This window comes from Thermococcus sp. MV11 (genome assembly GCF_012027285.1).
Taxonomy (GTDB): domain Archaea; phylum Methanobacteriota_B; class Thermococci; order Thermococcales; family Thermococcaceae; genus Thermococcus; species Thermococcus cleftensis.
Window position 1 is genome coordinate 119,179 of sequence record NZ_SNUD01000002.1, and the last position, 19,053, is coordinate 138,231.

Annotated in this window: 25 protein-coding genes; 11 read left to right on the plus strand and 14 right to left on the minus strand. The window is 55.5% G+C overall.

Annotation, left to right across the window (positions count from 1 at the left end):
* Complete coding sequence (gene psmA, locus E3E27_RS06005) at nt 1-783, minus strand: archaeal proteasome endopeptidase complex subunit alpha (protein WP_167773857.1); 783 nt, start codon at nt 781-783, stop codon at nt 1-3.
* 76 nt (nt 784-859) lie between these two features.
* Nucleotides 860-1,090, minus strand: coding sequence for a hypothetical protein (locus E3E27_RS06010; protein WP_240703258.1), 231 nt, complete (start codon nt 1,088-1,090; stop codon nt 860-862).
* A gap of 46 nt (nt 1,091-1,136) precedes the next feature.
* Here E3E27_RS06010 and E3E27_RS06015 point away from each other — a divergent pair, with 46 nt between their 5' ends.
* From E3E27_RS06015 to E3E27_RS06025, 3 genes are all read left to right on the plus strand, one after another.
* Complete coding sequence (locus E3E27_RS06015) at nt 1,137-1,595, plus strand: HIT family protein (RefSeq protein ID WP_167774055.1); 459 nt, start codon at nt 1,137-1,139, stop codon at nt 1,593-1,595.
* Nucleotides 1,596-1,710: 115 nt separating this feature from the next.
* A complete protein-coding gene (locus tag E3E27_RS06020; protein ID WP_167773858.1) occupies nt 1,711-2,433 on the plus strand; it encodes a CGP-CTERM sorting domain-containing protein in 723 nt (240 codons plus the stop codon).
* 69 nt (nt 2,434-2,502) lie between these two features.
* On the plus strand, nt 2,503-3,150 hold the full coding sequence (locus E3E27_RS06025) for a CGP-CTERM sorting domain-containing protein (protein WP_167773859.1): 648 nt from the start codon (nt 2,503-2,505) through the stop codon (nt 3,148-3,150).
* A 12-nt stretch (nt 3,151-3,162) separates the two neighbouring features.
* Here E3E27_RS06025 and E3E27_RS06030 read toward each other — a convergent pair whose 3' ends face one another.
* Both E3E27_RS06030 and E3E27_RS06035 read right to left on the minus strand, forming a co-directional pair.
* Nucleotides 3,163-3,483 carry a nucleotide pyrophosphohydrolase gene (locus tag E3E27_RS06030; protein WP_167773860.1) on the minus strand — a complete coding sequence of 107 codons (321 nt, stop codon included), beginning with the start codon at nt 3,481-3,483 and terminating at the stop codon, nt 3,163-3,165.
* Between the two features lie 14 nt (nt 3,484-3,497).
* Nucleotides 3,498-3,785 (minus strand): hypothetical protein, encoded by a 288-nt coding sequence (locus E3E27_RS06035; RefSeq protein ID WP_167774056.1) that lies wholly within the window; start codon nt 3,783-3,785, stop codon nt 3,498-3,500.
* 137 nt (nt 3,786-3,922) lie between these two features.
* Here E3E27_RS06035 and iorA point away from each other — a divergent pair, with 137 nt between their 5' ends.
* The gene (gene iorA, locus E3E27_RS06040) at nt 3,923-5,830 is read left to right on the plus strand and encodes an indolepyruvate ferredoxin oxidoreductase subunit alpha (protein WP_167773861.1); all 1,908 of its coding nucleotides are present in this window, start codon (nt 3,923-3,925) and stop codon (nt 5,828-5,830) included.
* A gap of 136 nt (nt 5,831-5,966) precedes the next feature.
* Here the strand turns inward: iorA and E3E27_RS06045 are convergent, their stop codons facing one another.
* Entirely contained in the window at nt 5,967-6,134 is a 168-nt protein-coding gene (locus tag E3E27_RS06045) for a hypothetical protein (RefSeq protein WP_167773862.1), read from the minus strand.
* A 38-nt stretch (nt 6,135-6,172) separates the two neighbouring features.
* Nucleotides 6,173-6,856, minus strand: coding sequence for a DUF4152 family protein (locus E3E27_RS06050; RefSeq protein WP_167773863.1), 684 nt, complete (start codon nt 6,854-6,856; stop codon nt 6,173-6,175).
* 56 nt (nt 6,857-6,912) lie between these two features.
* Between E3E27_RS06050 and E3E27_RS06055 the strand changes: the two genes are divergently transcribed.
* Entirely contained in the window at nt 6,913-7,335 is a 423-nt protein-coding gene (locus E3E27_RS06055; protein ID WP_371731564.1) for a hypothetical protein, read from the plus strand.
* Between the two features lie 6 nt (nt 7,336-7,341).
* On the opposite strand, the gene E3E27_RS10785 is transcribed toward E3E27_RS06055, so the two are convergent.
* Nucleotides 7,342-7,665 (minus strand): hypothetical protein, encoded by a 324-nt coding sequence (locus E3E27_RS10785; RefSeq protein ID WP_014788523.1) that lies wholly within the window; start codon nt 7,663-7,665, stop codon nt 7,342-7,344.
* A 54-nt stretch (nt 7,666-7,719) separates the two neighbouring features.
* On the opposite strand from E3E27_RS10785, the gene E3E27_RS06065 reads away from it, so the two are divergent.
* Entirely contained in the window at nt 7,720-8,766 is a 1,047-nt protein-coding gene (locus tag E3E27_RS06065) for an AI-2E family transporter (RefSeq protein ID WP_167773864.1), read from the plus strand.
* On the opposite strand, the gene E3E27_RS06070 is transcribed toward E3E27_RS06065, so the two are convergent.
* Both E3E27_RS06070 and E3E27_RS06075 read right to left on the minus strand, forming a co-directional pair.
* A complete protein-coding gene (locus E3E27_RS06070) occupies nt 8,654-9,238 on the minus strand; it encodes a nicotinamidase (RefSeq protein WP_167773865.1) in 585 nt (194 codons plus the stop codon). The two genes, E3E27_RS06065 and E3E27_RS06070, sit on opposite strands and share 113 nt — an antisense overlap.
* 56 nt (nt 9,239-9,294) lie before the next feature.
* The gene (locus tag E3E27_RS06075) at nt 9,295-9,693 is read right to left on the minus strand and encodes a DUF2240 family protein (protein WP_167773866.1); all 399 of its coding nucleotides are present in this window, start codon (nt 9,691-9,693) and stop codon (nt 9,295-9,297) included.
* A gap of 79 nt (nt 9,694-9,772) precedes the next feature.
* Here E3E27_RS06075 and E3E27_RS06080 point away from each other — a divergent pair, with 79 nt between their 5' ends.
* The 3 genes from E3E27_RS06080 to E3E27_RS06090 are packed head-to-tail and all read left to right on the plus strand — an operon-like array spanning nt 9,773 to nt 11,678.
* On the plus strand, nt 9,773-10,156 hold the full coding sequence (locus E3E27_RS06080) for a hotdog fold thioesterase (RefSeq protein WP_167774057.1): 384 nt from the start codon (nt 9,773-9,775) through the stop codon (nt 10,154-10,156).
* 49 nt (nt 10,157-10,205) lie between these two features.
* Complete coding sequence (locus E3E27_RS06085; RefSeq protein WP_014788528.1) at nt 10,206-10,496, plus strand: PadR family transcriptional regulator; 291 nt, start codon at nt 10,206-10,208, stop codon at nt 10,494-10,496.
* Nucleotides 10,497-10,499: 3 nt separating this feature from the next.
* Nucleotides 10,500-11,678 carry an MFS transporter gene (locus tag E3E27_RS06090; RefSeq protein WP_167773867.1) on the plus strand — a complete coding sequence of 393 codons (1,179 nt, stop codon included), beginning with the start codon at nt 10,500-10,502 and terminating at the stop codon, nt 11,676-11,678.
* Between the two features lie 60 nt (nt 11,679-11,738).
* Here the strand turns inward: E3E27_RS06090 and E3E27_RS06095 are convergent, their stop codons facing one another.
* The 5 genes from E3E27_RS06095 to E3E27_RS06115 form a co-directional block, all read right to left on the minus strand.
* Nucleotides 11,739-11,954: a hypothetical protein gene (locus tag E3E27_RS06095; protein ID WP_167774058.1), complete on the minus strand. Its 216-nt coding sequence runs from the start codon at nt 11,952-11,954 to the stop codon at nt 11,739-11,741.
* A gap of 39 nt (nt 11,955-11,993) precedes the next feature.
* On the minus strand, nt 11,994-12,248 hold the full coding sequence (locus E3E27_RS06100; protein ID WP_167774059.1) for a hypothetical protein: 255 nt from the start codon (nt 12,246-12,248) through the stop codon (nt 11,994-11,996).
* 85 nt (nt 12,249-12,333) lie between these two features.
* Complete coding sequence (locus E3E27_RS06105; protein WP_014788533.1) at nt 12,334-14,559, minus strand: DHH family phosphoesterase; 2,226 nt, start codon at nt 14,557-14,559, stop codon at nt 12,334-12,336.
* Between the two features lie 32 nt (nt 14,560-14,591).
* Nucleotides 14,592-15,767, minus strand: a complete 1,176-nt coding sequence (locus tag E3E27_RS06110; protein ID WP_048151880.1) for an MFS transporter — start codon at nt 15,765-15,767, stop codon at nt 14,592-14,594.
* A gap of 152 nt (nt 15,768-15,919) precedes the next feature.
* On the minus strand, nt 15,920-17,389 hold the full coding sequence (locus E3E27_RS06115; protein ID WP_014788535.1) for an S-layer protein: 1,470 nt from the start codon (nt 17,387-17,389) through the stop codon (nt 15,920-15,922).
* 67 nt (nt 17,390-17,456) lie between these two features.
* Between E3E27_RS06115 and E3E27_RS06120 the strand changes: the two genes are divergently transcribed.
* Nucleotides 17,457-17,993 (plus strand): DUF2391 family protein, encoded by a 537-nt coding sequence (locus tag E3E27_RS06120; RefSeq protein WP_240910676.1) that lies wholly within the window; start codon nt 17,457-17,459, stop codon nt 17,991-17,993.
* Nucleotides 17,994-19,016 carry a DUF3226 domain-containing protein gene (locus E3E27_RS06125; protein WP_167773868.1) on the plus strand — a complete coding sequence of 341 codons (1,023 nt, stop codon included), beginning with the start codon at nt 17,994-17,996 and terminating at the stop codon, nt 19,014-19,016. It abuts the gene before it with no gap.
* Nucleotides 19,017-19,053 lie beyond the last annotated feature (37 nt).

The following is a 19,053-nucleotide window of genomic DNA, read 5'->3' on the forward strand; positions in this document are numbered from 1 at the left end:
TCAGTAGTTGCTGTCCAGCTCGGAGTAGTCCTCTTCCCTCTCCTCGACTTCCTCCTCCTTGGCCTCCTCGATTATCTCGCTCAGGTATCTCCTGATGTCCTCAGTGGAGAGCTTCCTCCAGCGCTTGTCGTCCATGGTTATGTAAGCGACCTCAATGCTCTCTGGACTCGGCTCCTCAAGGGTCTTCGCTAGGGCCAAGATGGCGAGCTTTACCGCCCCCTCCATGTCGAGGCTCTCGTCGTAGTGCTCCTCAAAGATGGCCATGGCGGTGTTCCTTCCGCTGCCTATTGCAACGGCCTTCCACTCGAAGTAGGCACCGCTCGGGTCTGTCTCGTAGAGCTCGGGCTTGTCGTTAACGCCCGCCATGAGCAGGGCGGCACCGAAGGGCCTCACACCGCCGTACTGGGTGTGGGCCTGCTTCAAATCACAAATCTTCTTCACCAGAACGGTGAGCGGAACGGGTTCGCCGTAGGTCAGGCGGTAAATCTGGGCCTCCAGCCTGGCCCTATCAACGAGAACCCTTGCATCGGCTATTATACCGCTCGGAGCGGCCGCTATGTGGTCGTCGATCTGGAAAATCTTTTCATAGCTGCTCGGCTCTATGAGCCTGCTGGTTATCCTCTTCTCAACCGCGAGAACAACGCCTTCCTTCCACTTAACTCCCACCGCGGTGGCTCCCCTTTTCACTGCCTCCCGGGCGTAGTTCACCTGGAAGAGCCTTCCATCAGGGCTGAAAACCGTAATGGCCCTGTCGTAACCTGCCTGTGGTGGTACAAACGCCATTTTACATCACCTCTAAGGATTATCGTCACTCCTCCACACTCTTCCCGTAATTCTCGGGCGGTCTAATTAAGCTTTTCTATTCACCCTTCAGAGCCACGAGGGCCATCTTTCTCGCTATCCTGCGTGCGAACTCCAGCGGCAGAAACGCCACCAGGAAGACTATCACGGCCAGTATCAGCGAGTTCTGCCTGCCCAGCGGCTGCCATATCATCAGAAGGAACGCGATCAGCATGAGGCCGAGCCCAACGGCCAGGAACCTCTGGTAGCTTTTCTTCATAACCTCCAGGGTATCGTCCACCGCACTCACCGGGAGCTTTTTATTCTGAACCTGTTTTAAGCCTTTGGTGTTGGCGATGGAGTGCCCGTTCTGCAGCGCAAGACCCGGGACAATCCTTTACGAGGACGGACTGATTAGAATACTCCTCGACTCCTACCCCGCGAGCAGGGGCCACCTACTGGTGGTTCCTAGGAGGCACGTTGAGAGCTGGTGGGAGCTGAGCGAGAAAGAAAAGGTCGCCCTGATCAGGGGCATGGAGCTGGCGATGGAGAAGCTGGCACAGGTACTGAAGCCAGACGGGTTCAACGTCGGAATAAACCTGGGCAGGGCCGCCGGCCAGACCGTTCCGCACCTCCACCTCCACGTGATTCCCCGCCGGGAAGGTGACTGTGCTCACCCCCGGGGAGGGGTCAGGAAGGCGGTTCTGGACCTGGAGGACGAGAACCTCAGCCTGAAGGAGCGCTGGGTAAAGAACAGGCTGAGCGGGGAAGAGGTCGAGAGGCTGAGGGAGGCGTTTGAACAACACTTTGAGTGATAATTTGATTCGCTCCCGCAATGTTTTTATCTATTAATTACCAAAAGAAATACCCGAGTATTCACGCGTTCCAGGGAATTGAAGAAAGTCCGAAAGGAAAACATCGGTGGTACTGATGAATAAACTTACTCCCCTGGCCCTCTTACTTTTGCTCCTCCTTCCCCCGGTCACCGCGGTGAACGTCTGGGAGCACATAAACACCAGCAGGGAAATGTACTTCGTTAAAGTATTGGGCAGATGTAGAAGAGAACCACCACTTGACCCATTGAACAACTCCAGAATCGCCTCCGTCAGCATAGGATACGCCTACAGTGATACCCAGTACATAATCACCTACTACGCCCCCTACGATTCCGAGTACTGTAAGCACACCGGCCGTTGCGGCTGGTGGGAAGAGTTCCTCCCCAAACAAGAGAACCTAACACCCTTTAACTTCTCCATTTGGAACGTCACCAAGGTTCTAGAAGAGTATCATTGGGGCCTGGAGAACTACCTCCCCAACATAACTGGAAAGGTCACGGACGACTTCGAATGGCCCGAAAAATACTGGGTGAGAAGAGCAGACCTGTGGGAAGTCTGGATAGACGCAAGTGAGTTCCGGGTAACACTGTATTCCTTCGTCTCGGAGATTGGAGGATTGAGCTACGTAGTTTTTGAATGCCAGAACCCGGAGAACATGACGTGCAACTGGAAAGAGCCAGTAGTAGACGTAGAAGTGATGGTACCACCGACGACCACCGCAACCACCAAAAAACCAGAAGATAAAGAAATCTGCGGACCAGCTTTGTTAGTTGGATTAGTGTTGTTCCCCCTACTCGTAAAACAGAAGAAGAGGTAGTGGACTAATGAACCGGCAATCCTCAACAATAGTCCTTGCGCAGGGGTTCTACTTGGAGGTGAGGTCAGATTGAGGCGTCTCCTGATTTCCTTGTTTCTTGGATTCCTCCTAATGTCCTCCACTAGCGTCACCACGGCACTCAGCCTCTGGGACGTCATAGACGAAAATGAAACCGTAATCGACGTTTTTATATTCGGCTCAGGCCCCAAAATGCCGTGCAACCCATTCAATGACTCCGGAATCTATGAAATCCAAGTCGTTTATCCATTCAACGACACCCACTACAAGATAGTCAGCTACTATTCGAACGGAAGCATTGAACAGGAATATATTCCAGCGTATCCGAGATACAATTTCACAATAGCCACCTGGGATCTCGATAGGGTAGTTGGATACTACCAGAATCATATTCAGTCCCCATCTCCCTGCGTTGATCCCGAAAACATTACAAGGTGGGTAATCCTCATGGGAGGGCACTCCATTATTATAAGGGCATACCCGACAAAATATGAAGGAGTCTACGACGAAATCGTCTGCCTAACTCCCCAAAACCCATCATGCAGAGTCTCAGGATCCAAACCACCACAGAAACCGGAAACCTCAAGGACCGAAGACACAACCTCAAACGGAAAAGAAACCTGCGGTCCAGCTTTGTTAGTTGGATTAACGTTGGCTCCCCTGATCCTGAGATGGAAGGGGCACGTAGATGAAAAGTGAACCATTATTTTTTCAATATTTCTTGACCGGATACTTCTCCCCGTTCTTCTCCAGCTTCCTCTCAACCGCCTCGTCGAGGTCTATGCCCAGTTCGTGGGCTAGTAACGTTAGGTAAATTACGACGTCGGCTATTTCGTCGGCTATGGCTTCCCTTTTGGCCGGGTCTTTCACCGCTTCGAGTATCTCCCCATCGCTCTCCCACTGAAAGTGCTCCAAAAGCTCGCCCAGCTCGACAGCCGCCGATATGGCCAGGTTTTTCGGCGCGTGGTACTTAGCCCAGTTCCTCGCATCTCGGAAGGCCACGAGCCTTTCCTCAAGCTCCCGGAAGTCCATACCATCACCCCGGCTTAGAAGGCGTGCGGTTCAGCGCTTCTGAGAAGTTCCAGGAGCTTTAAAAACTCCTCAATTTCTTCCCTGGAGAAGTGTTCTTCAGCATCGCTCTCGGGATCGAGTTTTGACAGCATCTCTCTCGCCTTCATAAGGTCATCTAAATCTTCCTGGAGCTCAAGGGCGCGCTGGATAAACTCATAGCTCGTTTGAGGGCTCTCAAAGGCCCGGTTCTGGTTGGCTATTATCGCTATCTTCAGGTTCGCTATGGTCTCATCTACCTGTTCGATAAGCTCCTTAATCTTCATGTCCACCACATTCTAAGCTACTCACCGGGGTATTTAAGCCTCCTGCCCTCACCAGTTCCGAAAATTTTTCGATTTTCGACGGGGCTTTTCTGAAGGCAGAGTTTTAACCCTAACTGCGAAGGAACTACGGTGGTGACATGGAGGTGGTCAAGGCTTACCCTTCTGATTCGGCCGAAGTAAAGGGCGAAAAGCGCGAGAAGAAGCTTCTCATGGGTAACGAGGCCATAGCCTACGGCACCCTCGAGAGCGGCATCGCCTTCGCCACAGGCTACCCGGGAACCCCATCAACAGAGGTCATCGAGACCATCGCAAGGCTCAAGCCCGAGGTCTTCGCCGAGTGGGCGCCCAACGAGAAGGTGGCCTTAGAGGAAGCCGCGGGGGTTGCCTACACCGGATTAAGAGCCCTCGTGACGATGAAGTGCGTTGGCCTGAACGTTGCCGCCGACCCGCTGATGAGCTTAGCTTACTCGGGCGTCGAAGGTGGCCTGGTAATCCTCGTTGCCGACGACCCGGGTCCACATACAAGCCAGACGGAGCAGGACGACCGCTACTACGGCAAGCTCTCGCTCCTGCCTGTTCTCGAACCTGCAGATCCACAGGAGGCCCACGACCTGATAATCTACGCCTACGAGCTGAGCGAGCGCTATAAGGTTCCGGTAATATTCCGCACGACAACGAGGGTGAACCACACGACGGCCGACGTCGAGGTCGGCGAGTTCATCGAGCTAAACCGGAAGCCGGTCTTCAAGAAGGACATAGAGCGCTACGTCAGGGCCAGCATGGAGGGCAACAGGAAGAGGCACAGGTGGCTCAACGAGACGCTGAGAAAGATCGAGGAGGAGTTCAACTCGATGCCCTTCAACCGGGTCGAGGGGAACGGTAGGATTGGGATAATCGTCGAGGGGGCGCCCTACAACTACGTGCGCGAGGTGCTGCCCAAGCTCAACGGCGACTTCAGGGTTCTCAAGCTCTCAACGCCCCACCCACTCCCGAGGAAGCTCGTCGTGGAGTTCCTTAAGGGTGTGGACTTCGCGATAGTTATCGAGGACGGCGCGCCCTTCCTTGAGGAGGAAGTCAAGATTGCCGCCTACGAGGCCGGGCTGAACGTGCCGATATACGGCAAGAGGACCGGCCATCTGCCCCTTGAGGGGGAGCTGACGCCTTCACTGGTCAGGAACGCCCTGCTGAGGCTCACCGGTGAAAGCGGGGAGACCTATGAGAAGCCGGAGGAGGTAAAGCTCGCCGAAAGCCTCGCCCCGAAGAGGCCGCCGGTTATGTGTCCCGGCTGTCCCCACAGGGGGAGCTACCGCGCCGCGCTGGACGCTTTGAGAGACCTCAAGCTCGGCCGCTACTCCGTCCCGATACACGGGGACATAGGCTGCTACGCCCTCTCGCTCCTCCCCCCGCTTGAAGCCATCTGGACCGAGTTCGTCATGGGCGCGAGCATAAGCCTCGCCAACGGCCAGAGCGTCGTGATGGACAAGAAGATAATCGCCACGATAGGCGACTCGACCTTCTTCCACAACGGAATCCAGCCGCTGGTTGATGCAGTCTACAAGAACCTGAACGTTCTCGTCATGATACTCGACAACAGGACAACGGCCATGACCGGCCACCAGCCGCACCCAGGAACCGGCGGGAGCGAAACCGGCAGGAAGTTCAACGAGATTGACATCGAAGCTCTCGTCAAGGCGTTGGGAGTGAAGTACGTCAAGACCGTCGATCCCTACGACCTCAAGGCAACGAGGGAGGCAATAAAGGAGGCCATGAAGGTCGAGGGGCCAGCGGTGATAATAGCAAAGCAGGAGTGCGTCATTCCTGTCATAAGGCGCGGGGAGATTGGTGAGATACCGATGGTTTTAGAGGACAAGTGCACAGGCTGCAAGGCGTGCATACTCCTCACCGGCTGTCCCGCCCTAGTCTACGACCCGGAGACGAACAAGGTGCGCATTGACAACCTGCTCTGCACCGGCTGCGGCGTCTGCAACCAGACGTGTCCGTTCGATGCGATTAAGTTCCCGAGCGAGCTGGAGAAGGAGGCTTAACCTGCCTTCTCTTTTTCTATACTCACCCGCAAATATTACCCGTTCAGTAATATACTCCGCGAGTAATAGCCGTATATGACGTTTGCATCAATATAAATCACCGAACTCAGCCTCCAGCTCGTATGCCTTCAGCTCCTCAAACTCTGCCTTTCCTAAAATCCCCCTGAGCTTTCCTGAAATCACCCTTTGGCAGTTTCCGCTCCTTCACGAGCTCTCTTCGAATCAGCTCAAGCTCTAAGAGCCTCTTCAGCTCTTCAGGGTCAGCGTTCTCAGGAACGTTTACCCTGATGGTAATGACTGGCATGTAACCACCAATAAAAATTGGATAATGACGTTAACCCCTCACTCCCTCCACACTTCGAGAACCATGTAGCGCCTCACGAGAGGATTGGGGTACAGCTCCCAGCCGATTCCCTCGGTTTCGGCATTTATTTCACCGAAGAGACCGCCCTCGCGGGGGTCCAAGCTTTCCCCGTAGATTTTCCCGGGTCTTATCTCCACCCGCATGTACCTTGGCAGTCCGACCATTACCTTACCTTCTTCCTTCGCACGCTCAATCGCCCATTTGGCTGTGTAGATTCCGGAGTATATCTCCGCTATCCTCACCGGGACGCTCCACTTTCCGATGGCGATTATCTCAATTCCAGTCTCCTCCCAGAGCTTTTTGGCCAGGGGCTGTAAGTCCTTGGCCAAATCCTTCCAGACCTCCTTGCCCCTGTCTGTTATCGTCAGGGCGTCTATGGTCGGCTCGTCGAGCTTCCTGACCTCTATTCCTCCTATCGTCGAGTCGAGGTGAACGACGTCGGGCTTGACTTTTCGAGCAAGCTCAACCGCAAGGAGTGCTTCATCTCTAATCGCCTGCCTGCCGCTCATGTCGTAGTTGAACGGATCGGCGTAGCGAACCATGCTCGTCGTTGCCGTCCTGTATGGCTTCTCCACGAGCACGGCGGCCGTCGCTATAAGCCCAACCGGCTCGTAGTCCCCGGTCAGCAAAGCCCCACCGGTGTCGGCCGAAACGATCCTCATGGAAACCACCGTTAATGGGCAATTACCAATAAACTTCCCCGCCGTATCAAGGTTAGGTGATAGCGTTGAGTGAGTCAGCCAATCCAGTTTATGAAGCTTTGGGTAGTTATATCGATGGCCTGTGCGGTTCGATATACCTTGGCACGGCGAGGGGAAAAGCAGTTTTCTACGGGGAGATGGTCCACCCCCTGACGCCAACGGAAGAACCGCTACCTTTCATGAACATCTTTTACTCCAAGGGGACCGTGGAGGTCATAAGTGTATGGGGACGAGTGGATAAAGGGTCGTTTACGGTGAAGATGGTCCCCTCAGATATGAGCTACGACAGGCTCAGCGGTACGATAGAGCTGGTCTTCCACCCAGAGGGTGGCGGTTCGATAGTGGTCACTCTCCACGGAAACACGAAGCTGGCACGAACGCTCAAGAGCGCAGCCAGGGCATGCAAAGGAGAAGAAGCAAGAAATAGGGTCAGCCGCTGAACCTCATCACAGCTCAGGACTCGGCAAAGTCATCATTCCCAGCAGCGTTTTGAGTTCTTCCCTTAAAGCGGTTACCGTTTCCTCGTCCGGATCCGTTATTCCTCCGTACCGCCTGATGACTTCATAGACCTCCGGATATCTGCTCCCAAGCATTCCCTCCAGTCCTCCCGCAGGGAGGAGCATTCCAGTATCTCTGTACACGAGATAAGCTCCGAGGGTGTAGAGGGCGTCCATAAGTGCCATGTGCGCCATCTCAAAGCGCCCCTCCGAGAGATAGTAGTTGCCGCGCTCGAGGTAGGCCCAAACCTTATCGAGAAGCTCCCTTTCCACTCTCAACACCGCACAGGATTTATAAGGGGTTTCTAATAAATCTGTCGGGGGAAGATGAGGGCTGAAGTCATCGCCTGGACGGTCGCGGTTCTCACGATTGTGTACCTCGCGTGGAGGACGGTTAGCCCATTGGTTACCCCGATATTCTTCGGCCTGGTTCTCGCCTACGCCGCCTACCCAATCCACCGCCGGCTGAAAGGGCGTATAGGCAAGAGGAAATCCGCGGCACTCCTGACGGCGGGAACCGTGGGGCTGGGGGGAGTGATAACCTTCGAGCTCCTCATGATTTCCGTCCGTGTTGCCGCGTCGTTCTACGACAGCATCGTCGAGTTCTTCAACTGGCTGATGATCCAGCCCCTCCCTCCGGAAGTTCTAGACTTCCTACAGAGGTTTTCGGACCAGCTGATTCCGCGCCTCTCGGATTACATATCCCGTGGAACCCTCTCGATCCCCCTCTACCTCCTCCAGCTCTTCGTTTTCCTCCTAACGTTCTACTACTCCCTTGCCTACGCTGAAGACATCTCAAGGCAGATACACCTTTCACTTCCGCGGAAGAACCGCGAGCTCGGCGAGAGAATACTAGAGAGCCTCAACAGGACCCTTGGAGCCCTAGTCCGGGCCTGGTTGGTGCTCAACGTGGTCAAAGGGATCCTCATGACCTTTGGCTTCATAATATTCGGCGTCTCCGACATCTACACGGCCATAGTTGCCGGCTTCCTAACGTTTCTGTTCTCCTTCGTCCCGCTCTTCGAGGGCTGGATGATATGGGCCATAGCGGCCGCCTACTTCGCCATGAACGGCTCTTATCTCCACGCCGCGGGAATAGCGCTCTACGGCTTCCTCCTCGTCTCGCCGATTCCAGACTACACGATAAGGCCCATGATGGTGGCGAAAGACGCTGACCTCGATGAGACGCTGGTGTTCATCGGTATGATAGGCGGAACCTGGGCCATGGGAGTGAAGGGACTCATAATCGGCCCGATAGTCCTCAACCTCCTCCTCGTCCTGCTGAAAGAGTGGAAAAGGACCATAAACGAGAGAGAACCTTCACACCGGCACCCTCAAGCTCCTTCAAAGCCCGCCCCTCGTCCTCAGGGTTGATTCCCTTCACGGCATCGCGGAGGAGATATGTTTCAAAGCCGTGCTTTACCGCATCTAGGGCTGTGGCCTTTACGCAGTACTCGGTCGCGACGCCGCAGATGTAGACCCTTTTTACGCCGTTTCTCTTCAGAATCTCCGCCAGTTCAGTTCCCTCGAAGCCTGAATAGGCCTCCTTGTCCGGCTCCGTCGCCTTCGAGATTATCACTGCATCAGCTGGAAGCTCCACGACGAACTCTGCCCCCGGCGTGTTCTGGACGCAGTGCCTCGGCCAGGGGCCGCCGTTCTCCCTGAAGCTGATGTGGTTCTCCGGGTGCCAGTCGCGGGTGGCAACTATCAAAGCCCCCCTCCTCCGGAACTCCTCGATGTACCGGTTGCACCGGGGTATTATCCGGTCACCCTCTGGAACGGGCAAAGCCCCGCCAGGCATGAAGTCCCTCTGCATGTCCACAACTATGAGCGCCTCCTCTGGCATGGTATCACCCCAAAATAATTTCCTCAGAACCGTTAAAACGGTTTGTGGAGGTGCTTTCACAGCTCGAGCAGGTCCTTAAAGCGAGACATATCAACGCCCTTCTCCATACCGAAGAGGTACGCCAGAATTCTCTCGTCGAGGTCGCCGTAGCGCTCGCGCATTGCCTTTATTCCCTCCATAACCTCAATCTCCGTCCAGCCGAGGGTCCTGGCGATGTGAACCACCATCTCGCCGAGCAGGTTCTGAGGCTGCTCGCTCTCCTCCAGAAGCTCAGTCCTCACGATGAGTTTTCCGTTCCGCTCCTCGATGACGCCCCCCTCAATGCCCTCCGCTATGAGCTTCTTCGCGGCCTTCACATCCATAAGGCGGAGGCTGAAGGCGAGGATTCCCACCAGCTCGGCCCTCGAAAACTCCGCCGAGCCCTTGTACTCAACGGCGCGCTTTAGAGGGTTCACGCGACCACCCAACCTTTTTAGGCATCGAGATAGATAAACCTTTGCCCGTTGGCGGATTTCACAGACGCGGGTGATGGAGATGGAGCAGAGGACGCACAGGCTGACCTCGGAAAGGCTCGTGGGTAGGCCGCTGAGAATAGAACCTGGAAGGGCTGAGGTGGAGCTTCTAACCACCGAGGAGATGGCCGTTGATGAGTACGGCCTCGTTCATGGCGGCTTCACCTTTGGTTTAGCGGACTACGCGGCGATGCTGGCGGTAAACGAGCCCACCGTTGTGCTCGGAAAGGCCGAGGTGAGGTTCCTGAAGCCGGTGAGGGTCGGTGATAGGCTCGTGGCGAGGGCGGAGGTTGTTGAGGACCTCGGACGTAAGAAGGTGGCGGAGGTTGGTGTTTTCAGGGGAAAGGAGAAGGTCTTCGAGGGGACCTTCCACTGCTACGTTCTGGAGAAGCACGTGCTCGAATGAGCCAAAATTTTTTAAGCTTCAGTATCGAATTTCGATATCGGTGTTCGATATGAAATACCGGGACTTTCTGGCCCTGCACATACTCCACCACGCGAGCGAAGAGCCGGTCACAGGTTCGTTTCTGATGAAAGAGCTTGAGAGACACGGCTACCACATCAGCCCCGGTACGATGTACCCCCTCCTTCACTCCCTGGAAGAGGAGGGCCTTCTGAAGAGTCAGTGGAAGGTCAAGAACGGAAGACGCGTGAGAGTCTACGAGATAACGGAAATCGGCCGGAGAACCCTCGACGAGGGCAAGGAGAAGCTGAGGGAGCTCTGCCTCGAACTGCTGGGGGAATGAGGAATGGAGGAAAGGGAGAAGAGAATATTCGGAATAAGCTGGAACGTCTTTCTGCTCGGAATCGTCAGCTTCCTGAACGACATGAGCAGCGAGATGATAATCCCGATAATGCCGAGCTACCTGATGGAGGTTCTCGATGCCGGAAAGCTTCTCAGCGGTTCGGTCATGGGGGCGATAGAGAGCATGAGCTCGCTGTTCAAGGTCGCCTTCGGCTACGTGAGCGACCGCTTTAAACGGAGGAAGGCCTTCGTCTTCGCCGGCTACGCCCTCTCGACCCTCTCAAAAGGAGCCCTTGCCTTCACCCGCCACTGGTGGGACTTTCTCCTCCTCCGCGCGGTGGACAGGGTTGGCAAGGGCGTAAGGACAGCCCCCAGGGACGCGCTGATAGCGGAGTCAAGCGAGAAGGGGAAAACCGGGAAATCCTTTGGCTTCCACCGAATGATGGACACCCTCGGCGCGGTCGCCGGTCCGCTCGTTGCGATTGGACTGATAGAACTCCTCAAAGACCTTCCAGCCGAGACCACCTACCGGTACATCTTCCTGCTCTCCGCGGTTCCGGGGGCGATATCGCTCCTCGTCATAGTCCTCTTCGTGAAGGACAGGGGCGGTGAGGTTAAGAGAAAGATAAAGGGCATATCCACGCTGAGGAGCAGGAACCTCCAACTCTTCCTCGCGGTGGTCGCGATAGGCGCCCTCGGGAGGTACAGCTACGCCTTCACGATGTGGAAGGCGCAGGAGCTGGGCTATTCGGTCGTTCAGAGCATGGCCTTCTACGCGCTGTTCAACCTCATCTATGCACTCTCAGCGTATCCCCTCGGGGTTATCTCGGACGGCTTCGGCAAGAAGCGGCTCATAACCCTCGGATTCGGTGTGGCGGCTCTGGCGGCCGTGGCTTTCGCCTATGCAAGAGACCTCTACACGCTGATGGCGGCCTTTGTGCTCTACGGGATTTACATAGCGATCGAGGATACGATTCCGCGGGCCTACATGGCCGACCTCGCGAAGGAGTTCGAGAAGGGAACGGTGATAGGGGCATACCACACCGTCTTCGGCGTCTTCGTCTTTCCCGCCTCGGTGATAGCGGGCTGGCTCTGGAGTTCCCACTCCCTGGCCTATGCATTCATCTTCGCGGCGGCGATGAACCTCGTTGCGATGGTGCTCATGGCCTTCGTGGGGGAGTAGTTTCTCCCCGCTTTTCTCCCGAAAACAGAAATTGGTCAGAGGAAGTCAAAAGGGATAAAATCAAGCACCGAGCTTCCCAAGCTCTTCGTCGCCTATGAGCAGGGGCCTCTCAGCCTCTATAACGTAGCTGAACTCCCACTTCACTTCTCCCCTGTTCATCAGCTCAGCGTAGCGCTTCGCCTTCTCCTCGGCTTCCTCAACGCTCGAGGCTTCAACGAGTCTCCTGACGTACCACTTCCTGTCACCAAAGCGAAGCTTGAACTCGGCCATGAACATGGGCATCACCGTAGGAGGTCCGTGGGACGGTATAAAAATCTAAGGCTCCACCGCCAGATAAAGGCCGCCCTCATTGACGGCCTCGAATATCTTCCCGCCTTCCTTCGTTTTCAGCTCGACCATCACGGCCGAGGGTTCACGTTCGACCTCTTCCTCCACCTTCCTCCTGCTGAGAACCTGAATGAAGGCATCTCCAAGGCGCTCAAACTCGAAAACAAGGACATCATCTTCCCAGCGGTAGCCCCGGTAGGAAACACCGCCCATTCTGAAGGTAACCTCAAGAACGATTTTCATAATCACTCCCCCAGCTGTCCTACGGGACAGTCGTTTGACGACGTTAAAAAGGTTGGCATTGGAGGAAAGGAGAATAAGAAAGGCCTCAGCCGACCTTCTTCAGCTTGACCACCTGCTTGGCGAACTCCTCAAGGACCTCCTTCCTCATGCCCTCGAAGAACTTTATCGAGCCGGCGTAGCTGTGGCCGCCGCCCTCGATTCCAGCGCTCGGCAGGGCCTCCTGGAGCCTTGGGATTATCTCGTTCAGGTCGAAGTTGTAGGCCGCCATTCCGTCCGCGGCCCTGACAACCGCGAAGTCCGGGCCGTAGGCGAGGGTGAGTATCGGGGCATCTTCACCATACTTCTCCTTGAAGTGGTCGTGAATTAGGCCGGAGAGCTTGCCGGGGCTTGGATAGGAGAACTTCGGGGCAAACAGCTCGATGTCTATCGTGTTGAACCTTATGCCGTTTGGCAGGACGACGCTCTTGACGTGGGGCAGCGAAGCCCTCAAAGCCTTCTCCTGCTTCTCCTTGACCTCCGGGTAGATGGCGTTGATGAGCTCGCGGTGCCTCTGGAGGTTTCCGGTGAGGAGGAGAATCTCGTCTATTATGCCGTGGCCGTCCATAAACTTCCAGAAGTAGGCCTCGTGGTCGATTACCTCCGCTATCTTCTTCAGGTCCTCCTCGTCGAGACCCTTGGCCTTCTTCGCTATCTCAAGGTACTGGTAGAACTCCGGAGCTTTACTCCTGTCGCCGGTTCCGGCTATGGCCGGCAGGTGCTTTATCCTGTCCTCGACTTCGGGGTTTATGAAGCGCGCCACTTCCGTTGCCAGCATTCCGGCCGTTAATTCGTAGTAGCCGCGCTTTATGTGGTGCGGATTGACGTGAACATCGACGTAGTCATCGACCTTTGCCTTGTCCTCGCTCACCCACTCGCGCGGGTCGTGGTGGTCTATTACGACTATCGGGACGCCGAAGGCCCTTATGCGCTTGTAAGCTGGAATGTCCTCGCTTGTTCCACCGTTGTCCACTATGACAACCAGCGGGAGCGGGTCACCGAACTTCTCGTGGTCCTCTATCATGAAGATTATGTCCTTGAGAACATCCTCCAGCTCGTAGAAAGGAGCCCTGCTCGGCCTCCTCTTGAAGAGCTTCCACCTCGCGCCTGAATCCGGCGAAACCTGCTCTATGAGCGGCACTATGGCGTACTCCAGGGCCAGGCCAGAGGTGTAGCCGTCGGTATCTGCGTGGTGCCTGAGCAGGATCGGCCTGCCCTCAAGAATGGCCCTGCGTATCATGAAGGCGGCCTTCATTATCCTGGGCTTGAGCTTCTCGAGAACCTCACTCTGAACGAGGAAGCCCACGTCCTGGGGCTGGGCGCGCCTGTCGAGCTCCTCCTCTATGCGCTTCTTTACCTCCGCGGCCTCCGGCCCCCAGAGCCTGGCCATGTCGCTGACCTCTATCTGTATCTCGCCCGAGTGGAATGCCACCTTTCCTATTATCTCAACGATGTCGCCGACGTTGATGTTCGGGTAAGCCCTCACTCCAGGAGCTTCAAATGCCGCTGCCCACGTTATGCCCGTCCCGTCGGTTATGGTAAAGACCGTTGGCCCTCCGGTGACCTGTATCTGCGTAACCCTGCCGCGGAGCCTGACGGTCTGACCTGCCATGTCCTTGCTAAGGTCGCTGATGAGCGTGACGGGTAACTCCTTCCTCACCACGACCTCCTTGTAGTGCTTGAGGGCGGACTCGATGAGGTCGATCTCGCCCTTGTCCGGGCGAACGTCGAGAACTTGGACAAGTATCTCCTCCCCCGGCTTGTACTCCCTGCCGCCGAGGAGGTCCTTGCGCCTTATGAGTCCCCTCACGTGCGGGTTGAGGCGAACGAAGACGCCGAAACGCTCCACCCTATCAATGGTTCCCTTGTAGACGTTGCCGACCTCTATGTCCTCGATGTCGCAGGTCTTGTCGAGGACGTAGACCACCTTGTACTTCCTCATGCAGTCCGGGCAGACCCAGGTGGTTTCCATTCCCGGTTCCCACGGCTCCTTGACCTTGCCGCAGATGTCACAAGCTAAAACGCGGCCGGTTCCACCGCAGGTGGGGCAGGTATCGTAGACCGGAACCACCCCTTTACCGTGGCACTCAGGGCAGGGTATCTCATCGACCTCGTCCTCGACGCCGATGTAGTCGAGGTTCCGGTAACCCTTCAGCTTGTCACCTATCTTGAAATCAGCGGGAACGTAGCCCCAGCCCTCGCAAACGGGGCACTCCTTCTCGCCGGCCTTGATTTTCCCGGTCCCGTGGCACTCGGGGCACTCTCTAACCACCATAAGCATCACCCAGAACACTTGGTTCTGGAAGTTTAAACGGGAGTGGACTTATAACCTTTTGTCCCCTCTCGGAAGAGGCCCCAGAATACCGCCATCGAGAGGGCGTAGAGGAGGGCCGTTATTATGAACGGCCAGGTCAGAGAGACGTCGAAGAGCCTGCCGCCGATGTACTGGCCGATTCCAAAGGTGGCAGTCCAGGAGAGGTTGTTGAGAGCCATGGCCGTCGAGCGCTCCTCCTTTCTGAAAAAGCCCATCATGAAGGAGTTCCAGATAGGATTGACGATGTTCATCAGGATCGTCCTGACGATGTAGATGACCGCGGCCAGGGGAAAGGTCGTGGAGAGAGGCATTAAGGCTATCAGAACGCTGGCGCTGCCGTTGAACGTGACTATGGTCTTCACGCTCCCCAGCCTGTCGGCTATCATCGGAAGGAGGAAGGTTCCGATACCCATCACGAACTGCTGGAAGGCGAAGAGCCACCCTATGCTTTCCAAACTCGTTCCAAAGCGCTGGTTGAACCAGAGGCCGACGTAGGGTATCGTTACCCCGGCGCCGAGGCCTATGAGCGCGCTGGGCAGGGCGAAGCGGCCTATCCTGACGAGCAGGTCTCTATCAAGGCGAAGAACCCTCTCGGAATCGGCCAGGACGGACTTCACGAAGAGCACGAGGACAAAGCGAACGGGGATTATCACGAGGACCAGTGCAAAAACCTCCCGGTAGGGCAGGTACTTCTGGAGGAAGCCGGCAAGGAGTATGCCGAGGGCCGAGCCGATGGTTCCGGCTGCGGAGGACAGGCTGAAGAGGTAGTGCCTCTTCCCGTCGCTCACCTCACCGCTGAGGAGGGCCATGAAGGACGGGCCTTCGAGGGCCAGCCCAACCCCGATTAAAACCCCTCCAAGGGCGAGGAAGGGGATGTCCGGAAGGGCAACCTGAAGGAACCTGCCTAGAAACATCAGGGAAATCCCGAGAAGAACGGCCCTCTTGTAGCCGACCCTGGCACCGAGCGGACCCGAGAAAAGCAGAACTGAGGCCTGAGCTAGCGTGGACAGCGAGAAGATCACTCCCATGCTTGTGTAGTCGTAGCCAAGGGACTTCAGGTAGAACGGGAATATGAACCAGGCCAGGTTTCCGCCTAACCACGAAACGAAGGAGTAGGCAACGAGCAACCAGGCGTCCCAGCCGAACCCCCTGTAATTCTGCAATGACATGAACGTTTAGACGTGCGTTTGAGTATATAAACCTAACCGACCGAAAAATTTATTAGTGAAAAGAAGGATTACTCAGCGTTAAAATTGAAAAACAGAACGATCTGCTGGCTCGAATAAGGGGCTTAGAATAATGAAAGGAGTAAAATAAGGTTTCACATTTCTTCCATAAACCTCTCAACGGCTTTTCTGGTTTCGGCATAGGTCTTCCCGGCAAGTATTATAACCTTATACTCCGGATTCTTTGGGTTGTTGAGAACCTTTATGACGTATCCCTCAGTCATAACCTCCGTCTTTATGGAGTCGATGGTGGATTTTCCGTAGACCTCCTCAAGCAACTCCCAAGCCCTATTACTGACCCAGCCGCCGACGATGATGATGTTCTTGTCATCGGGAAGGGAGGAAAGCGCGGTATCATTGACGATGAAAGAATAAACGTCGTCTGTGGCCTGAACCTTGGGAGCAGTTATGGAGACCTGGCGCGACACGGAAGCCACTCGGACGAAGCGGTAGCCATCGACCCCATCAACGACTCCGTCCTCGTTCCTGCTGAAAATCGGAACGAGCCTCAAACCCCAGTCGGTTGGAAGTTCAAGGAACTCCCCTGGCCCCACAAACACCCGGGGGAAGCTATGGAGGCTGGTGTTCACGTGGAGATAGAGAGTGTAGAGGTTCTCGGCGGGGTTGATGTCCCACACCCACTGACCGGTGTAAACGTCCCCGTCCCGGTACTGCTTGACCTTCTCATAGTACCAGTAGTCATAGGTCACCATCTGAGCGTTGTTTATTCCAACGAAGAAATCGGTCGGGTTGAAGAGAAACACCTTGAGAGCACCGCCCTCGAGGAGTTCGTTAAGCCTCGCAGAGGGGTAGGTGTCGTACTCCTCAAAATCCTCCTCACCGGCGGCGTTCACGTACATCAGGTAGTACTTGTCCTCGGCCATGGGCTTCTGCTTTACCGTCCCACTGGGGTAGGTAAGGACGACGAGCATCTTTGAAACGTCGATGTTTATGTCCAAGAACTTTATCCGCCACCCCCCAACAGAGAGCGTCTCCCCCAGGGATTTTGTCTCAGAGTCCACCTTTTTGTAGGAGTAGAAGTACATCGTGTCCCTTCCATCAACCGTCGTGGAGACCACCTGGTAGTCACCCCCAATGTCCAGGGGGGTGGTGTTCTCGTTGAACACTATCTCCACGCTCCTGTCGAAAAACTCAGCCATTCCCCTTGTTGAGTTGAACTCGACCCTTGAAAAGTTCACCCTAATGACCACCGCCCGGCCAACGGGCTCGTCGCTGACGTTAACGCCTACGTCTGGCATATCGGTCGGATTGAGAACGTAAACCTGATCCAAGTCGGATATGAGAACGCTGTGGTACTCAACTGGGACAGAAACGGTGGCCGTGTAGGTTCCAGTGGTGATACCATTAAGGACTAGAAACGCACCCAGTCTGGAACCTGTTATGGCGTCCTCGCCGATGTGGAGGGGGGTCCCGTTTACTATCTTGGTGGTGGGGAGAACTATCACCGTGTTGGAGGAGTTTAACGAGACGGAGGCCGCACTGGAGGACGTGAGAATCAAGCACATAATCATCAGGCTCAGGAACAGCGCCAAAGCCCTTTTCATCGTTTATCACCCCATTAAGGTTCATCTCAACCTTTATAACTTTTCCCGGGAATCTATTTCCGCGATGATGAGTGAATCCAATGCTGACGAGATGATGAACCCCGAACCTGAGCACGGGATAGAAAACGAAAGGCGAACCAAAATGGAGGAGAAGCTAGACGAAATATACGCCGAAATAGCAGAGCTGGAAAGGGAAATAAAGACCAGCAAGGCCCCCGACCAGCTCGGCTGGGACGACATAGCCCAGGAGATAGTTGGGGCAGTTACCTTCTCCCTTCCCTTCCTCTTCACCGGCGAGCTGTGGGAAGTTGCCAAGGACATATCCGTTGAGCGCTCGCTGGCGATACTCCTGATGACGCTTGGAGTGGCTTACCTCTTCATAGCCAAGTCCAGGATAGGAAACCTGAAGAAGGAGGAGCTTTTCCACGTCCCCAAGAGACTCCTAACCGTCACGGTGATAGCCTACATGATATCGGCGGTTCTGATATACGTGTACGGGATAAACGGCCTGGCCGACTTCACCCCGGGCCAATACATCAACGCGACCATACTTATAAGCACCTTCGCGGTGATAGGAGCCATAACGGTGGACATGGTGAAGTGAATGAAGGTAATAACCGGAGACCGGTTCGAGGCATTCGCCGACGAGAAGGCCCTTCTATTTCCGGAGTACAGGAAAAACCGCGACGAGCTCCTTGATTTCGTGGATTCCCTGACCGGAGATGAAACCGTCGTCACCGCGAGCCTCGAACTGATAGACTTAATAGCCTGGAAGTTCAGACGGGGCGAAGAGAACTTTCTGGTATACTCTGACACCGGGAAGTCCCTCACCCTCAAGGAGGTCTACGAGCTGAGGAAGTACCTCGATTTTGACGTCCGCGGCGGCTTTGGGGGAGGGAGGGCAGAGACGAGCGTTCTGTTCGTCGAGGGGAAGACCGACGCCAAGTTCTTCAAGGCGGTCTTCAAGAAGCTCTTCGAGTTCAGGGAGAGCAGGGAGGCACCATACAGCCTGAGGTTCATCGAGCGGGTTTTTGAAAGGGACAACTTCGACCTCCTTCGGCGGGAGGAGGGTTACTATCTTGCCATAATCCCCAGCGAGGGCAACTCCGGGGTGATAAGGAACCTCGGCAACTTCCTCCGGGCGATAGACGTTTTTGGCTTCACCGTTGAAAAGATAGGCGTGGCGATAGACGTTGACGAGGACAGAGAGGCGGCGATGGCTTCGATAAAGGGCAGGCTATCAGGGTTCAGGCATGAAAAAACGCCCCTTGGCTACCGCGTCGGGAAAACCGAGGTGGTTCCGCTGATAATCGGCCTTCCCTTCGAAGACGAGGCCGTAGAATGGAAGAAGCCCACCGTCGAGGATTTGATGCTCCACCTCATAGCGAGGGAGGGCCTGCTGGAGAGGATAAGGCCCGGACTGGAGGCCCTCAACGGGAGCCTCGGGAGAAGGCTCAAACCAAAGGAGGTCATGTACCTGGCCCTCTCTGCCTACGGCCACTGGGGAAACCTCGAAGGGTTCTACGAGCTCTTCGTCATGCGCTCGCGCTTCAGGAACCTCAAAGCGGTTCTCAGGGAGGCAGGGCTCATGGAGGGGATTAGATACCTCGCCTTTGCCGAGCGCTGAGTTTTTAAGTTCCCTTCCCAGTGTTTCCACTGGTGAT

Bases quoted from the DNA above. Each gene is read 5' to 3' on its own strand.
- psmA (WP_167773857.1), bottom strand. From the start codon at position 783: ATGGCGTTTGTACCACCACAGGCAGGTTACGACAGGGCCATTACGGTT.
- E3E27_RS06015 (WP_167774055.1), top strand. From the start codon at position 1,137: ATGGAGTGCCCGTTCTGCAGCGCAAGACCCGGGACAATCCTTTACGAG.
- E3E27_RS06020 (WP_167773858.1), top strand. From the start codon at position 1,711: ATGAATAAACTTACTCCCCTGGCCCTCTTACTTTTGCTCCTCCTTCCC.
- E3E27_RS06030 (WP_167773860.1), bottom strand. From the start codon at position 3,483: ATGGACTTCCGGGAGCTTGAGGAAAGGCTCGTGGCCTTCCGAGATGCG.
- E3E27_RS06035 (WP_167774056.1), bottom strand. From the start codon at position 3,785: ATGAAGATTAAGGAGCTTATCGAACAGGTAGATGAGACCATAGCGAAC.
- iorA (WP_167773861.1), top strand. From the start codon at position 3,923: ATGGAGGTGGTCAAGGCTTACCCTTCTGATTCGGCCGAAGTAAAGGGC.
- E3E27_RS06045 (WP_167773862.1), bottom strand. From the start codon at position 6,134: ATGCCAGTCATTACCATCAGGGTAAACGTTCCTGAGAACGCTGACCCT.
- E3E27_RS06050 (WP_167773863.1), bottom strand. From the start codon at position 6,856: ATGAGGATCGTTTCGGCCGACACCGGTGGGGCTTTGCTGACCGGGGAC.
- E3E27_RS06065 (WP_167773864.1), top strand. From the start codon at position 7,720: ATGAGGGCTGAAGTCATCGCCTGGACGGTCGCGGTTCTCACGATTGTG.
- E3E27_RS06070 (WP_167773865.1), bottom strand. From the start codon at position 9,238: ATGCCAGAGGAGGCGCTCATAGTTGTGGACATGCAGAGGGACTTCATG.
- E3E27_RS06080 (WP_167774057.1), top strand. From the start codon at position 9,773: ATGGAGCAGAGGACGCACAGGCTGACCTCGGAAAGGCTCGTGGGTAGG.
- E3E27_RS06085 (WP_014788528.1), top strand. From the start codon at position 10,206: ATGAAATACCGGGACTTTCTGGCCCTGCACATACTCCACCACGCGAGC.
- E3E27_RS06090 (WP_167773867.1), top strand. From the start codon at position 10,500: ATGGAGGAAAGGGAGAAGAGAATATTCGGAATAAGCTGGAACGTCTTT.
- E3E27_RS06095 (WP_167774058.1), bottom strand. From the start codon at position 11,954: ATGTTCATGGCCGAGTTCAAGCTTCGCTTTGGTGACAGGAAGTGGTAC.
- E3E27_RS06100 (WP_167774059.1), bottom strand. From the start codon at position 12,248: ATGAAAATCGTTCTTGAGGTTACCTTCAGAATGGGCGGTGTTTCCTAC.
- E3E27_RS06105 (WP_014788533.1), bottom strand. From the start codon at position 14,559: ATGGTGGTTAGAGAGTGCCCCGAGTGCCACGGGACCGGGAAAATCAAG.
- E3E27_RS06110 (WP_048151880.1), bottom strand. From the start codon at position 15,767: ATGTCATTGCAGAATTACAGGGGGTTCGGCTGGGACGCCTGGTTGCTC.
- E3E27_RS06115 (WP_014788535.1), bottom strand. From the start codon at position 17,389: ATGAAAAGGGCTTTGGCGCTGTTCCTGAGCCTGATGATTATGTGCTTG.
- E3E27_RS06120 (WP_240910676.1), top strand. From the start codon at position 17,457: ATGAGTGAATCCAATGCTGACGAGATGATGAACCCCGAACCTGAGCAC.
- E3E27_RS06125 (WP_167773868.1), top strand. From the start codon at position 17,994: ATGAAGGTAATAACCGGAGACCGGTTCGAGGCATTCGCCGACGAGAAG.